12 protein-coding genes are annotated in these 12,538 nt (G+C 66.1%); 3 read left to right on the forward strand and 9 right to left on the reverse strand.

The annotated features are described in order from the left end of the window. Positions 1–74: 74 nt before the first annotated feature. Positions 75–2,507, forward strand: a complete 2,433-nt coding sequence (gyrB, locus tag ACFPOB_RS13890; RefSeq protein WP_377799056.1) for a DNA topoisomerase (ATP-hydrolyzing) subunit B — start codon at positions 75–77, stop codon at positions 2,505–2,507. 160 nt (positions 2,508–2,667) lie between these two features. Here the strand turns inward: gyrB and ACFPOB_RS13895 are convergent, their stop codons facing one another. The 5 genes from ACFPOB_RS13895 to ACFPOB_RS13915 form a co-directional block, all read right to left on the reverse strand. After that, positions 2,668–2,937: a hypothetical protein gene (locus ACFPOB_RS13895; protein ID WP_092157931.1), complete on the reverse strand. Its 270-nt coding sequence runs from the start codon at positions 2,935–2,937 to the stop codon at positions 2,668–2,670. Positions 2,938–3,032: 95 nt separating this feature from the next. Continuing rightward, positions 3,033–3,764 carry an ABC transporter permease gene (locus tag ACFPOB_RS13900; RefSeq protein WP_377799057.1) on the reverse strand — a complete coding sequence of 244 codons (732 nt, stop codon included), beginning with the start codon at positions 3,762–3,764 and terminating at the stop codon, positions 3,033–3,035. 29 nt (positions 3,765–3,793) lie between these two features. Then, entirely contained in the window at positions 3,794–4,540 is a 747-nt protein-coding gene (locus ACFPOB_RS13905) for an ABC transporter permease (RefSeq protein WP_377799058.1), read from the reverse strand. Positions 4,541–4,543: 3 nt separating this feature from the next. Next, positions 4,544–5,386: an ABC transporter ATP-binding protein gene (locus ACFPOB_RS13910; protein ID WP_377799059.1), complete on the reverse strand. Its 843-nt coding sequence runs from the start codon at positions 5,384–5,386 to the stop codon at positions 4,544–4,546. Continuing rightward, positions 5,383–6,372: an ABC transporter substrate-binding protein gene (locus ACFPOB_RS13915; RefSeq protein WP_377799060.1), complete on the reverse strand. Its 990-nt coding sequence runs from the start codon at positions 6,370–6,372 to the stop codon at positions 5,383–5,385. Before ACFPOB_RS13915 ends, ACFPOB_RS13910 begins: the two co-directional genes overlap by 4 nt. A 550-nt stretch (positions 6,373–6,922) precedes the next feature. Here ACFPOB_RS13915 and ACFPOB_RS13920 point away from each other — a divergent pair. Further along, the gene (locus tag ACFPOB_RS13920) at positions 6,923–8,860 is read left to right on the forward strand and encodes a glycosyltransferase (RefSeq protein WP_377799061.1); all 1,938 of its coding nucleotides are present in this window, start codon (positions 6,923–6,925) and stop codon (positions 8,858–8,860) included. On the opposite strand, the gene ACFPOB_RS13925 is transcribed toward ACFPOB_RS13920, so the two are convergent. The 3 genes from ACFPOB_RS13925 to ACFPOB_RS13935 form a co-directional block, all read right to left on the reverse strand. Beyond that, the gene (locus tag ACFPOB_RS13925; protein ID WP_377799062.1) at positions 8,805–9,398 is read right to left on the reverse strand and encodes an SCO family protein; all 594 of its coding nucleotides are present in this window, start codon (positions 9,396–9,398) and stop codon (positions 8,805–8,807) included. The genes ACFPOB_RS13920 and ACFPOB_RS13925 overlap by 56 nt on opposite strands. Positions 9,399–9,429: 31 nt before the next feature. Beyond that, entirely contained in the window at positions 9,430–9,606 is a 177-nt protein-coding gene (locus ACFPOB_RS13930; protein ID WP_377799063.1) for a hypothetical protein, read from the reverse strand. A gap of 106 nt (positions 9,607–9,712) precedes the next feature. After that, positions 9,713–10,615: a cell wall hydrolase gene (locus ACFPOB_RS13935; protein WP_377799064.1), complete on the reverse strand. Its 903-nt coding sequence runs from the start codon at positions 10,613–10,615 to the stop codon at positions 9,713–9,715. A 398-nt stretch (positions 10,616–11,013) separates the two neighbouring features. Here ACFPOB_RS13935 and ACFPOB_RS13940 point away from each other — a divergent pair, with 398 nt between their 5' ends. After that, positions 11,014–11,898 carry a glycosyltransferase gene (locus tag ACFPOB_RS13940; RefSeq protein ID WP_377799065.1) on the forward strand — a complete coding sequence of 295 codons (885 nt, stop codon included), beginning with the start codon at positions 11,014–11,016 and terminating at the stop codon, positions 11,896–11,898. A 289-nt stretch (positions 11,899–12,187) separates the two neighbouring features. Here ACFPOB_RS13940 and ACFPOB_RS13945 read toward each other — a convergent pair. Beyond that, a partial coding sequence (locus tag ACFPOB_RS13945; RefSeq protein WP_377799066.1) for an integrase core domain-containing protein occupies positions 12,188–12,538 on the reverse strand: 351 nt, incomplete at its 5' end.

The following is a 12,538-nucleotide window of genomic DNA, read 5'->3' on the forward strand; positions in this document are numbered from 1 at the left end:
TCAGCGCTTATATTCGTGAGCCGAATCAAGTTGATCAGCGGGCCTCCCGCTCGCCCGCCGAAGGACCCTCTTTCATGACAGACGTCAGCAACGGCGCCGAAGACTACGGCGCCGACTCGATCAAGGTGCTCAAGGGCCTCGACGCGGTCCGCAAGCGCCCTGGCATGTATATCGGCGATACCGATGACGGCTCGGGCCTGCACCACATGGTCTACGAGGTCGTCGACAACGCCATCGACGAGGCGCTCGCCGGCCATGCCGACCTCGTCACGGTGACGCTCAACGCCGACGGCTCGGTCACCGTCTCCGACAATGGCCGCGGCATCCCGACCGATATCCACAGCGAGGAAGGCATCTCGGCGGCCGAGGTCATCATGACCCAGCTCCATGCCGGCGGTAAGTTCGACCAGAACTCCTACAAGGTCTCGGGCGGCCTGCACGGCGTCGGCGTCTCGGTCGTCAATGCGCTCTCGGTCTCGCTGAAGCTGCGGATCTGGCGCGGTGGCAACGAGCATTTCATGGAATTCCGCCATGGCGACGCGGTCGCTCCGCTCGCCGTGGTCGGCCCCGCCGGCGACAAGCGCGGCACCGAGGTGACCTTCCTGCCCTCGCAGGAAACCTTCACCATGGTCGAGTTCGACTACAAGACGCTGGAACATCGCCTGCGCGAGCTCGCCTTCCTGAACTCGGGCGTGCGCATCGTGCTGACCGATGCGCGCCATGCCGAGATCGTGCGCGAGGAGCTGATGTACGAGGGCGGCGTCGAGGCCTTCGTGCGCTATCTCGACCGCGCCAAGACGCCGATCATCTCCCAGCCGGTGATGCTCTCGAGCGAGAAGGACGGCATCACCGTCGACGTCGCCTTGTGGTGGAACGACAGCTACCACGAGAACGTGCTCTGCTTCACCAACAACATCCCGCAGCGCGACGGCGGCACCCATCTCGCCGGCTTCCGCGCCGCGCTGACACGGCAGGTCACCGGCTATGCCGAAACCTCCGGAATCTCGAAGAAGGAGAAAGTCTCGCTCACCGGCGACGATTGCCGCGAGGGCCTGACCGCGATCGTCTCAGTCAAGGTGCCCGATCCAAAATTCTCCTCGCAGACCAAGGACAAGCTGGTCTCCTCGGAGGTCCGCCCGGTCGTCGAGAACGTCGTCAACCAGGCGCTCTCGACCTGGCTCGAAGAGCATCCGAACGAGGCCAAGACCATCGTCGGCAAGGTGGCGGAAGCCGCCGCCGCCCGCGAGGCCGCCCGCAAGGCGCGCGACCTGACCCGGCGCAAGGGCGCGCTCGACATCGCTTCGCTCCCAGGCAAGCTCGCCGACTGCCAGGAGCGGGATCCAGCCAAGTCCGAGCTCTTCATCGTCGAGGGTGACTCGGCCGGCGGCTCGGCCAAGCAGGGCCGCGCCCGCGAATACCAGGCCGTTCTGCCGCTGCGCGGCAAGATCCTCAATGTCGAGCGGGCACGCTTCGACAAGATGCTGTCCTCCGACCAGGTCGGCACGCTGATCACCGCGCTCGGCACCGGCATCGGCCGCGACGAGAAGGATTCCGGCGCCTTCAACATCGAGAAGCTGCGCTACCACAAGATCATCATCATGACCGACGCGGACGTGGACGGCGCCCATATCCGCACCCTGCTCTTGACCTTCTTCTACCGGCAGATGCCGGAGCTGCTCGAACGCGGCCATCTCTTCATCGCCCAGCCGCCGCTCTACAAGGCGACGCGCGGCAAGTCGCAGACCTATCTCAAGGACGAGCGGGCGCTGGAGGACTATCTCGTCGACTCCGCCCTCGACGGCGCTGTCTTCCGCACGGGTGAAGGAGCTGAGCGCGGCGGCACCGACCTGCGCGCCTTGATCGAGGAAGCCCGCAGCATCCGCCATACGCTGTCGCAACTGCATTCGCGTTATGACCGGCGGGTGGTCGAGCAGACCGCGATCGCCGGAGCGCTACGCCCGCAGGGAGATCGCAGCGAGGCCGAGCTCGCTGAAGCGGCTGCCTATGTCGCGCGCCGGCTCGACGCGATCTCCGACGAGATCGAGCGTGGCTGGGACGGCAAGGCCGCCGATGGCGGCTTCACCTTCTCGCGGCTCGTGCGTGGCGTGAAGCAGGTGGTGGCGCTCGATGCCGGCCTGCTCGCCAGCGCCGAGGCCCGCAAACTCGATGCCGCCGCCTCGTCTTTGCAGGAGGCCTATGCCAAGCCGGGCGTGCTCAGCCGCAAGGGCGACGACCACATCGTCAACGGCCCGAGCGACCTGTTCGACGCGGTCAACACCATCGGCAAGAAAGGCGTCTCGCTGCAGCGCTACAAGGGCCTGGGCGAGATGAACCCGGACCAGCTCTGGGAGACTACACTCGACCGCGACGTGCGCTCGCTGCTGCGCGTCAAGAACGACCAGAACGACGAGGCCGACGACCTGTTCGTCAAGCTGATGGGCGACGTGGTCGAGCCGCGCCGCGAATTCATCCAGAGCAACGCGCTGAACGCGAACGTCGATACCTGAGCGGATCGGAGAGCGTATCACTCCCGCTCCGTCATGCTCATCCTCGTGGCGAGCATCCACGGCTTGAACACCGCATTCGATCGACGGCGTGACGACGCGAATGGTCGGGCCAAGCCCGACCATGACGAGGAGAATGCTGGTGATCCGCTGGCGCGAGGCTTCAGAAGCCCTGCGGCAGCGTGCCGCCGCCATAAAGCTCGCCTTGCCGAGGCGCGCTGCTGACGCCGGAGCGGACATAGGCCGGCCCGCCCTCGCGCGCCGGCGGCAGCCCGAGGTCGAGATCGCCGCGATCCGGCGGCGGCGCATTCCGCACCACACGGGTCCGCATCACCGGAGCAGGCTCGGAGGTCACGATCGGCTCCTCCCGCGAGACGCAGCCGCCCAGCAGGGCGACGAAGACAGCGGCGACGCCGAAACGGTAGAGGTTCATGGTTTTTCCAATACAGGGCGCAACCCGCGGCGAGCGGAGCGAGTCGGCTGCAACCTGCATGAGCGGCGCAGTCCGCGCAAGCACTCGAACGAGCTTCAGCGGTGCGTCAGGCGCCGGTCAAAGCGCATCATCAATGCGTTGCAGGTGACGGCGAAGACAGTGAGCAGCAAGGCGATCGCCATGATCGTGTCGATCTGGCCGAGATTGATCGCGCTGGTCAGCAGGAAGCCGAGGCCGCGCTGCGAGGCGAACATCTCGCCGATCAGCACGCCGAGCAGCGTCAGCGAGAAACCGAGCCGAACGCCCGAGATGATCTCGGGCAGGATCGCCGGCATGATCACGGTGAAGGCGTTCTGCGCGGGCGAGAGCCGCATCACCTGCGAGGTGCGGCGATAGACCGGCTTCATCTGGCGGATCGCATTCATCGAGAACAGCGTGATCGGGATCAGCCCATGCATCACGCCGAAGGCGATCTTGGCGGAGATGCCGAGGCCGAAGCAGAGCAGCACCAGCGGATAGAGCACGACTTTGGGAATCGAATACAGCGTCGTCAGGATCGGCTCGGCGACATTGCCGGCGAGCTTGCGCACGCCGAGCACGATGCCGAGCGCGATGCCGCCGAAAAGCGAGATCGCGAAGGCGGCGACAAAGGCCCGCATCGTCTCGGAGATGTTGAGCCAGAACTCGCCGGTGGCGAGCAGCGAGGCGAGCTTCGTGACCGTCTGCACCGGCGAGGCTAGCGAGGAGGCGCCGACCAGCAAATGCAGGCCCTGCCAGAGGACGAGCAAAGCGAAGAGGACGAGGAGCGTGCCGGCGGATCGTGGCATGAGAGCAGGCGCAAGGCTTGGCATCGGCGTTACCTCTGCCTGCGCGCCTGGAGGCGCCGGTCGATCACATTGAGGACGGTGTTGACCACGGTGACGACGATGAGGACGAGCAGCATCAGCGCGTACATGTGCCCGTTCTCGAACAGGTTGTAGGCATAGGCGATGGCATAGCCGACGCCGGCGCCCGACAGGATGAACTCAGAGGCGATCACGCCGATGAAGGAATAGGCGACCGAGAGCTTGACCCCGGTGAAGAGATAAGGCGTCGCCGCCGGCAGTTCGATCAGGAGCGCCGTCCTGACGCGTGACATCCGGTAGATCTGGCCGGTCTTGCGCAGCACCCGCGGGATGCGGTCGAGCCCGTTCAGCGTCGCGGTGACCATCGAGACGATGGCTAGCAGCACGGCGATGGCGATGATCGAAGCCGAGCCGACGCCGAACAGGGTGATGAAGATCGGATAGAAGACGAAGGTCGGGACGGCGTAATAGCTCGCCAGCAGCGGCTCGATCGCGTTGCGCAGGCTCGGCAGCGAGTAGATGATCACGCCGGCGGCGAAGCCGAGCAGGACCGAGAGCACGGTCGAGATCGCGATATTGGTGAAGGTGATCGCGATATCCGCCGAGAACTGGCCGGAGGCGAGAATTTTGCCGAGCTCGACGACCATGTCGGACGGGGCAATCATCACCATCCGCGGAATGACGCCGATGCGGCAGAGCAGTTCCACCAGCAGGATCATCGCGACGACGACGATGACCCGCAGCAGCTTCTCGGACATGGCTCAGCCCTTCCCGGCCGACATGATCTTCAGCGCCTCGATCCGGAGTTTTTCCCAGAGACGAGCGGTGATGTCGCCGAAATGCGGGGTCGACACGACGCGGCTGTCGCGGTCTCGTCCCCAGCCGGTCTCGACGAAATCGATGAAGGTGCCGGGCCGCGTCGACATCACGCCGACCCGGTCCGAGAGCATCGCGGCCTCATCCAGGGCGTGGGTGATCAGCAGGATCGTCGCCGAGGTCTCGCGCCAGAGCCGCAGCAACTCGTCGCCCATCAGCAGGCGGGTCTGCTGGTCGAGCGCGCCGAAGGGCTCGTCGAGCAGGATCAGGCGCGGCTGCATCACCAGGGTCCGGGCGATGCAGACGCGCTGGCGCATGCCGCCGGAGAGCTGGGCCGGGTATGACGCCGCAAAGTCCTTCAAGCCCATGAAGCCGACGGCGTAGTCGACGCGGCGGTTGATCTCCGCCGGGTCGACCCCGGCCCGGCGCAGGCCGAAGGCGACATTGTCGCGGACATTGAGCCAGGGGAAGGAGGCGTCCTCCTGAAAGACGACGCCGACGCCGTCGGGTACGCCCTGGATCGGCTTGCCCTCGAACTCGGCGGTGCCGGATTGCGGGGCGCTGAGGCCGGCGAGAATGTCGAGCAGGGTCGACTTGCCGCAGCCGGACGGGCCGACCACCGAGAAGAACTCGCCCTTGGCCAGATCGAGATCGACCGGGCCGAGCGCATGCAGGGTCGATTTCGGGAGATCGAAGACCCGGGTGACGCCGCGCAGCCTGGCATGGGCCGGGGCCATTGCGGACTGGGGCGCGAGCGGCACGACCTTGGCCCCCGGCGCCGCGCTCATTGCTTCGCCTGGAGGTCGGCGGGCAGATAGGTCTTGTCGAGCACGGTCGACCAGTCGACATCGGCCTTGATCTCGCCGATCAGCTTGAGGCCCTCGACCATACGGTTGAGCTCGGCGACGTTGAACTCGCCCTCGCTCCACATCTTCGGCGGGATCATGTTGTCGACCGCTTCCTTGGCGATCGGCGCGTCGAGCTTGTAGAGCTTCTCGATGATCTTGGCCGTCTCGGCCGGATCCTTATAGATCGCCTGCACGCCGGCGCGGCGGCCGGCGATGATCGCCTTGAGCTTCTCGGGATTCTCTTGCGCGAACTTGCGCGTGGTGATGCCGACCGACGTGGTCATCGGCTTCAGGATATCGCCGGCCTTGTAGAGCGTGCGGTACTTGTCCTTGCGGATGATCGAGAGCGGCTCGATCAGCACCGAGCCGACCACGGCGTTCTGCTCGAGCATGGTCAGCGCCGGGACATAGCCACCGGCGGCAACGCGCTGGACCTTGCCTTGGTCGACGCCCTTCTCGCGCAGCACCATCAGCAGCAGCATCTCGGAGACCGATTTCGGCGAGGTGATCGCCACCTTCTTGCCGGCGAGGTCCTCGACGCTCTTCACATCGGAGTTCGGCATCACGACCATCGAGGCTTCGGCGACGCTGCGCGTGCCGGTGTTGACGATGATCAGGTCGAGGCCCTGCGCCTTGGCTGCGAGCGCCGCCGAGACCGCGACCTCGCCATAGGGCGTCGCGCTGGCAAGGATGTTGCGCACCGTGGTGCCGCCGCCGCCCGAGCCGATGATGCCGGTGATGTCGATCCCGGCCTGCTTGAACAGGCCCTTCTCCATCGCCACCGCATAGGGCGCGCCATACATGCTGGCGCCCCATTGCGTGACGGAGATCTCCTCGGCGCGCGCCGGCGCCTGCACGGTGAGGACGGCCGCAGCGGCGAGGGCCGCGAGACGGTTGAACGAAGTCAGGCCAAGCCAAGCGGTCATGTCACTCTCCCGTTGAGGCAGGCCGCCGATCGTTATCGTTGCAGCACGCCGGACGTTCACGTTCAAATTTCATTTGTATGCAAACAACGATCTCAACGGATTTCAAGCTTGTCAAGCGATTTGAGATCGACGAGTTGCAAGCTGCGGACCGCAGCAGGGAAGCGAGACTATCGCGGCGGAACCCGTTCGCAACCGCGAAATGAAGGCTCGCTCAAATCGCGAAAGCCGAGGCGGATTCGCTAGAAAATGAAGGGCTTGTGTACGATGGCAGTCCATCGGGGCCGAGACGACGAGCGCTGAGGATTCGATCGGCGACATGCAGCATCGCCGACATGTCGATGGCTGCATCCGGGAAGAGCAGCGCAGCCTTATTTGTATGCAAATGATTTCCGAGCGCCCTTCGCCTCCATACTCCGGGCGCGTGGAGCTGGGTTTCGAAAACGGTCTCACCCAGCGGCCACCTCTCCCGACTCGACTCCGGCGCGGCGATAAGCAACCATAAGTTGCCGCGACTACGGGAGCCATCAGACGCGGCCCGGGGGACGGGGGGATGAGGGCTCAAGCTTGGCCGCAAGGCGGCGCGGGCCGCATTTACGCGCCCGGCCTGCCGGCAGAGATCGCGTTTCTGGCCGATCACGGCGTGCCGCCCGCACGCCTATGCGAGGCTGCATGGCTGTCGGAGCGGATCGGTGTTTCGCCGAGCCGCCAGGTGATCGCCAGCGGCCTCGTCACCGAAGAGCAGTTCTACCGGGCCCTGGCGGCCGAGCTCGACCTCCACTTCCAGTCGCATGCGCCGCCCTTGCAATCGGGCGGCGACGTCCCTGCGATCCTGCGCGAAGGCATGGCCGCCGCGATCGTCCGATCCGGCAGCCGGGTGCGTTTTGCCGTCGCACCGCCGCCCGGACCAGCCTTGCGCCGCTTCCTCGCGGCAAAGCCCGATGGCCGCCGCGACATCGTGGTGCTGACGCCATCGACGCTGGCGAGCGAGTTGCGACGCACCAATGCCGAAGCGCTCGTCCGCGCGGCGGCCTGGACGGACGAGGCGGGGCTCGCCCGCTTCAGCGCCCGAACCGGCACGAGCCGGCTTCAAAAGCTCCTGATGTTTCTCCTCGCCGGACTGCTCCTGGCCATCGGCTCGCTGACCCCGATCACGACACTGATCGGAGTGACCCTGACGCTGGGCCCCCTCTTCCTCGCGACGGTGCTCTTGCGGCTGGCGGCGCTGATCGAGAAGCCGTCCCACGATCTCTGGCGCGAGCATCGCTGGCAAGTCGACGACGCCCGTTTGCCCGTCTACACCGTCGCCGTGCCGATCTTCGGCGAGGAGGCCGTGCTCGATCAGTTGATCGAGGCACTGTCGGCGATCGACTACCCGCCAGCCAAGCTCGACATCCGCATCCTCGTCGAGGAAATCGATGGAGGCCTGCGCCGAGCCCTCGCGGCACGCGAGCTCCCGCCGTTCATGCAGGTCGTGATCGTGCCGCGTGGCGCCCCACAGACCAAGCCGCGCGCGCTCAACGTCGCGCTGGCCGAAGCGCGCGGCGAGCTGTTCACCATCTTCGACGCCGAGGATGTTCCCGATCCGCGCCAGCTACGCCTGGCGGCGGCGCGCTTCCTGCGCTCGGACGCCGAGCTCGTCTGCCTGCAGGCGCATCTCGTCATCGACAACCCCGGCGATAGCTGGATCAGCGGCTGCTTCGCCCTGGAGTATGCCGGGCTGTTCGACGTGCTCAATCCCGGCCTGCTGCAATCAGGGCTGCCGATCATGCTCGGCGGCACCTCGAACCATTTTCGGACCCAAGCACTCCGGCGCGTCGGCGGCTGGGACCCGTGGAACGTCACCGAGGACGCCGATATCGGCTTCCGGCTCGTCCGCGCCGGCGGCTACATGGCCGACCTGCCTTGCAGCACGCTCGAGGAAGCGCCGACGACGCTGCAGAGCTGGCTGAAGCAGCGCAGGCGCTGGCTCAAGGGCTATCTGCAGACGCTGATCAGCCACCTGTTGCAGCCCAGCCTGCTCCTGCGCGAGCTCGGCCTGGCCGGCGCGCTAACTTTTCTGGCGCTGGTGCTGGGCACCTTGCTCAGCACGCTGTTCTATCCGCTGTTCATCGCGACCACCGCGCTCTCGCTCGTCGACGGCTCATTGTTCGCGCCACGCAATGCGCTGGAGCTGCTCTGCTCTTCGCTGGCGCTGGCGCTCGCCGGCAGCGGGGTCTGCACCGTTTTCCTGGTGCCCGCGCTCGGTGCCTGGCGCCGCGGCGCGACCGACCTATGGCGCTGGTTGCCGCTGGTCCCGGTCTACCATCTGCTCACCTCGCTAGCAGCCTGGCTGGCATTCTACGACTATTTCCACGATCGCTTCGGCTGGCACAAGACGGCGCACGGCCTCGCTCGCTCGTCCCGCTATCGCGATCGGGGGCGGCCGCCGACCGCTACAGGTGCCGCAGCCACTCCTGCGCCGCCTCCGCCGCCGGGCGCTCGATATTGAAGGCGCCGACAAAGCCGCCGTTCTTGTCCATCAGATAGACCAGGGCGGTGTGGTCCATGGTGTAGTCGCCGTCCTTGAGCGGCACCTTGCGGGCATAGGCGCGGTAGGCCTTGATTGTAGCGTCGACCGCGGCGCGATCGCCGGTCAGCCCGACGATGCGCGGATCGAAGGAGCCGAGATAGCTCTTCATCGTCTCGGCGGTGTCGCGCTCCGGATCGACCGTGACGAACAGCGCCTTGAGCTTGTCGCCCTTGGCACCGGCAGCGCGCAGCACCTCGGAAATCTCGAACAGCTTGGTCGGGCAGATATCGGGGCAATGGGTGAAGCCGAAGAAGACCAGGAAGGGCGCGCCGCGCAGATCCTTTTCGGTCAGGGTCTTGCCTTCGGCGGTGGTGAGGGTGAACGGCCCGCCGACGCTGGACGCCAGGCTCTGCCCGCCCGAGCGCGAGGCCGGCGCGAAGGTGATGAAGGCGGCGGCGGCGAGCGCAACGGCGCCGAGCAGGAAGACGGCCAGAGGCAGGAGCAGGCGGCGGTTCACGGAAAAATCCTCGATCGCGGACGAGCGCCGCTCAGAAACAGGCGAGGAGCGCAGCGATCAGCCCGTCGGCGAACAGCCGGTCCCCCTCGCGCCACCAGAGCAGCAGGCCGGCGAGAAGCAGCAAGCCGAAGCCGCCGGCGAGCAGCCCGAGACCGAGCCGGGACGGGGCCGCTGCATCCTGCGTGTCGATCTGCGAGGGCGCGCTCATGGAGCCAATCTAGCGCCGCGCGCCGCCGGCCGGAAGCGGCGTTCATGCCGCAGGGGTGCCTGAAAAGCTCAGCGGCGACGACAAATCCTGAAGGGCGAGGCGCGACTTACTCCAGCGGCAGACTGCCGCGAAGATTACGGGCGGGAGGCATCAGCACGGCGAGGCGGGCATCGCTCTTCGGCGGCGCGATGAAAGTCTTCGCGAGCTTCTTGGGCATGTCGAGATCGTAAGGCCGGCTCGGCGGCAGCGTCATGTTGGCGACGAGCTGCGAGGCCGGGTTCGCGGGCGCGGCGGCGGTCGTTTCCGGCGCAAAGGCCAGCGGTGCGCTCGCGAAGGAGGTCGAGCCGGACGAGGCGGCGGTGGCGAGCGGAGCCGGTGCCGAGACCGCCGCGAGCTGGTAGCTCGGCTCCTCGATGCGGCGGCGCTCGGGGCGCTCGCCCTTGACATAGAAAGCGTTGCCGCCGGCCACGGTCACATAATGCATGTTGGCATAGGAGAAGCGCAGGCCGGCCATGTGAAAATGCTTGGCGTTGCCGACGGCCTCGTTGCGCCGGCCGGCGAGGATCGCTTCGGCGGCAGCCTCGGCCTTCGGCAGATCACGCGCCACCATCGGGCGGGTCAGCACGCCAGGAGCGAACTGGCGTGGCGCGCCGACGACGCCGCAGATGGTCTCGGGATAGCGTGGCGATCCCACGCGGTTCATCACGACCGTACCGACACCGAGCAATCCCTGCTCGCTCGACCGGTTGGATTCGAAATACATCGCGCGTACCAGGCATTCCTTTTCGCGCGGGTCGGCCTTGGCCAGTTCGATGGCGCGCTTGCGAATCTCATGGGTCTGCTTCGTCGTCGCAGGGCTGGTCGTCGTCGATGCGGTCTGGACCGGAGCCGTGCTGCAAGCGGCGAGCGCCGGTGCGGCCAGGGAGATCAGAAGCGGGATCGCCTTGCGGCCGTGGCGGCTCCTGTCGAGAGAACGAACGGCATCGGTAGCGATCACGGCCCGCTTCATGCGGCGACCTCCTGATTACGGGATGTCGGTTGCCGCGGGCGGCAGCCATCGTCTCCGGCAAGGAACCCTGAACCTCTTACCAGAAAGTTAATTTCAGAAGGAAGAGGCAAAGCGATGCGACGGCGGACGGGTCGCCGGCTGGTGAGACCGTCCGCGGAATCTGAAAGCGAGCGGGAGCGCGTGGATGCAGCATCGGGTACAGATGACCGCCGGCCTCAGAGAGGGCATCCACCCCATCGGTTCATAGCACCCGACGGACTGGCCGAGTTACGTTCCTCCCTTCCCTTCGCGCAGACTTGAGTGAAGCGGGTCGAGCAATTACGGCTCCGACAGCGACTGCGTCGAACGATCCTCCACTATGGAGTTAGAGTCACATCCTTATGAGCGCCGTGAATCCGATGAGACGAGAGGCTCAGGCCTGCGCCGGGGTGGTGCTGTACAAGCCCGATCCTGCGCTGCTCGCCCGGCAAGCCGAGGGGCTGCGGGGACGGACGCTGTTCGCCTTCGCCAATGGCCCCTTCGAGGCGCAGGCGCTTGCGGCGCTTGCCCCGACGGATCTGCGCCTGATCCGGAGCGAGGAGAATGTCGGCCTGGGCCAGGGCCTGAACGCCGTGACAAAGGCCGCTCTGCGTGACGGCTTCAGCCACATCATGCTTCTCGACCAGGACAGCGAGCCTCCGTCGGACCTGCTCGACCGACTGACGGCGCGCAGCGTCGCGCTGGAACAGGAAGACAAGATCGCCGTGCTGGCACCGCTCCTCGTCCCACCCGCCGAAGGCTTCTACAAGCCGATTCGCTACGAGCGGCGCGGGCCGGCTCGGCGCGATGGCCTCACCGCCCTCGACTTCGCGCCGACCTCGGGATCGCTTCTCAATCTCGAAGCATATGCCGCCGTAGGGCCATTTCGCGACGATTTCTTCATCGCTGGAATCGATGTCGAATGGGGGTTTCGGGCCTGGGCTCGGGGCTGGGCGTCCTATCTTGCAACCGATCTGGCGATGCCACATCGATGGGGGGAAGCGGCGAGCGATGAGGAACTGGGCAAGCCTCAGATCCTGCGTCATAGGCCGATCCGAAACTACTATTACGTGCGCAACGTGATCGCGACCGCGCGCCTTGCTCACGTGCCTCTGCGCTGGAGGATCAGATCATGTGCCGGGCTTGCTGCCCAGATTGGCCTTCTTGCCCTGAAGGGCTCACCGGGGGCGCTGACGCCCGTTCGCATCGGGCTAAGCGATGGCATGAGAGGCCGGTTCGGCCCTGCTCCTTCGAGCTTGGACTGAATTACCGAGAGCTTTCGTGGGCGCGCAGATGAAGTGGCCGGGTCCAGAAAGAAAGCAGGGAAGCCGGTTTCAGGCGGGCCGTGACGGCATGCACTGGACAGCTCGTGGGAGTGTTGCGTCCCTGGCGTCCGCGCGGCGGCTTTTGGCCTGCCCCGATTGAGCGTCCGGCTTCAATCTCACACATGGTCGGCGGGGCGAGGGATATAGGGAGCGCGAACTCACAAAAAACCTGACCTGAGACCCTTTTCTCCTCCGGTCTGAGGGAGAGTCCTGGGTTTCGTTTCTGGCCTCATGCGGCCTGTTTTTCCAGCGTGGATTTGAGGGCGAACTCGGCGGGCGTGATGTTGCCGAGGGCCGAGTGGGGTCTGTGGCGGTTGTAGTCCTCCTTCCATGAGGTGATGGCGCTGCGGGCCTCGACGAGCGTCGAGAACAGCGTGTCGTTGAGGCACTCGTCCCGGAAGCGTCCGTTGAAGCTCTCGACGAAGGCATTCTGCGTCGGCTTGCCGGGGGCGATGTAGTGCCACTCGACGCCGGTCTCCTGTAACCATGCGGCGTAGGCCGCAGTGCGTCTACGTCGGACCGTCGGATCGCGAGAGCAGGTCGGGATTGGCCTTGTAGATTTCGACGAGGCCCTTGAGCG

The organism is Allobosea eneae, from assembly GCF_042657265.1.
GTDB classification, from domain to species: domain Bacteria; phylum Pseudomonadota; class Alphaproteobacteria; order Rhizobiales; family Beijerinckiaceae; genus Allobosea; species Allobosea eneae.

Bases quoted from the DNA above. Each gene is read 5' to 3' on its own strand.
- gyrB (WP_377799056.1), top strand. From the start codon at position 75: ATGACAGACGTCAGCAACGGCGCCGAAGACTACGGCGCCGACTCGATC.
- ACFPOB_RS13895 (WP_092157931.1), bottom strand. From the start codon at position 2,937: ATGAACCTCTACCGTTTCGGCGTCGCCGCTGTCTTCGTCGCCCTGCTG.
- ACFPOB_RS13900 (WP_377799057.1), bottom strand. From the start codon at position 3,764: ATGCCACGATCCGCCGGCACGCTCCTCGTCCTCTTCGCTTTGCTCGTC.
- ACFPOB_RS13905 (WP_377799058.1), bottom strand. From the start codon at position 4,540: ATGTCCGAGAAGCTGCTGCGGGTCATCGTCGTCGTCGCGATGATCCTG.
- ACFPOB_RS13910 (WP_377799059.1), bottom strand. From the start codon at position 5,386: ATGAGCGCGGCGCCGGGGGCCAAGGTCGTGCCGCTCGCGCCCCAGTCC.
- ACFPOB_RS13915 (WP_377799060.1), bottom strand. From the start codon at position 6,372: ATGACCGCTTGGCTTGGCCTGACTTCGTTCAACCGTCTCGCGGCCCTC.
- ACFPOB_RS13920 (WP_377799061.1), top strand. From the start codon at position 6,923: ATGAGGGCTCAAGCTTGGCCGCAAGGCGGCGCGGGCCGCATTTACGCG.
- ACFPOB_RS13930 (WP_377799063.1), bottom strand. From the start codon at position 9,606: ATGAGCGCGCCCTCGCAGATCGACACGCAGGATGCAGCGGCCCCGTCC.
- ACFPOB_RS13935 (WP_377799064.1), bottom strand. From the start codon at position 10,615: ATGAAGCGGGCCGTGATCGCTACCGATGCCGTTCGTTCTCTCGACAGG.
- ACFPOB_RS13940 (WP_377799065.1), top strand. From the start codon at position 11,014: ATGAGACGAGAGGCTCAGGCCTGCGCCGGGGTGGTGCTGTACAAGCCC.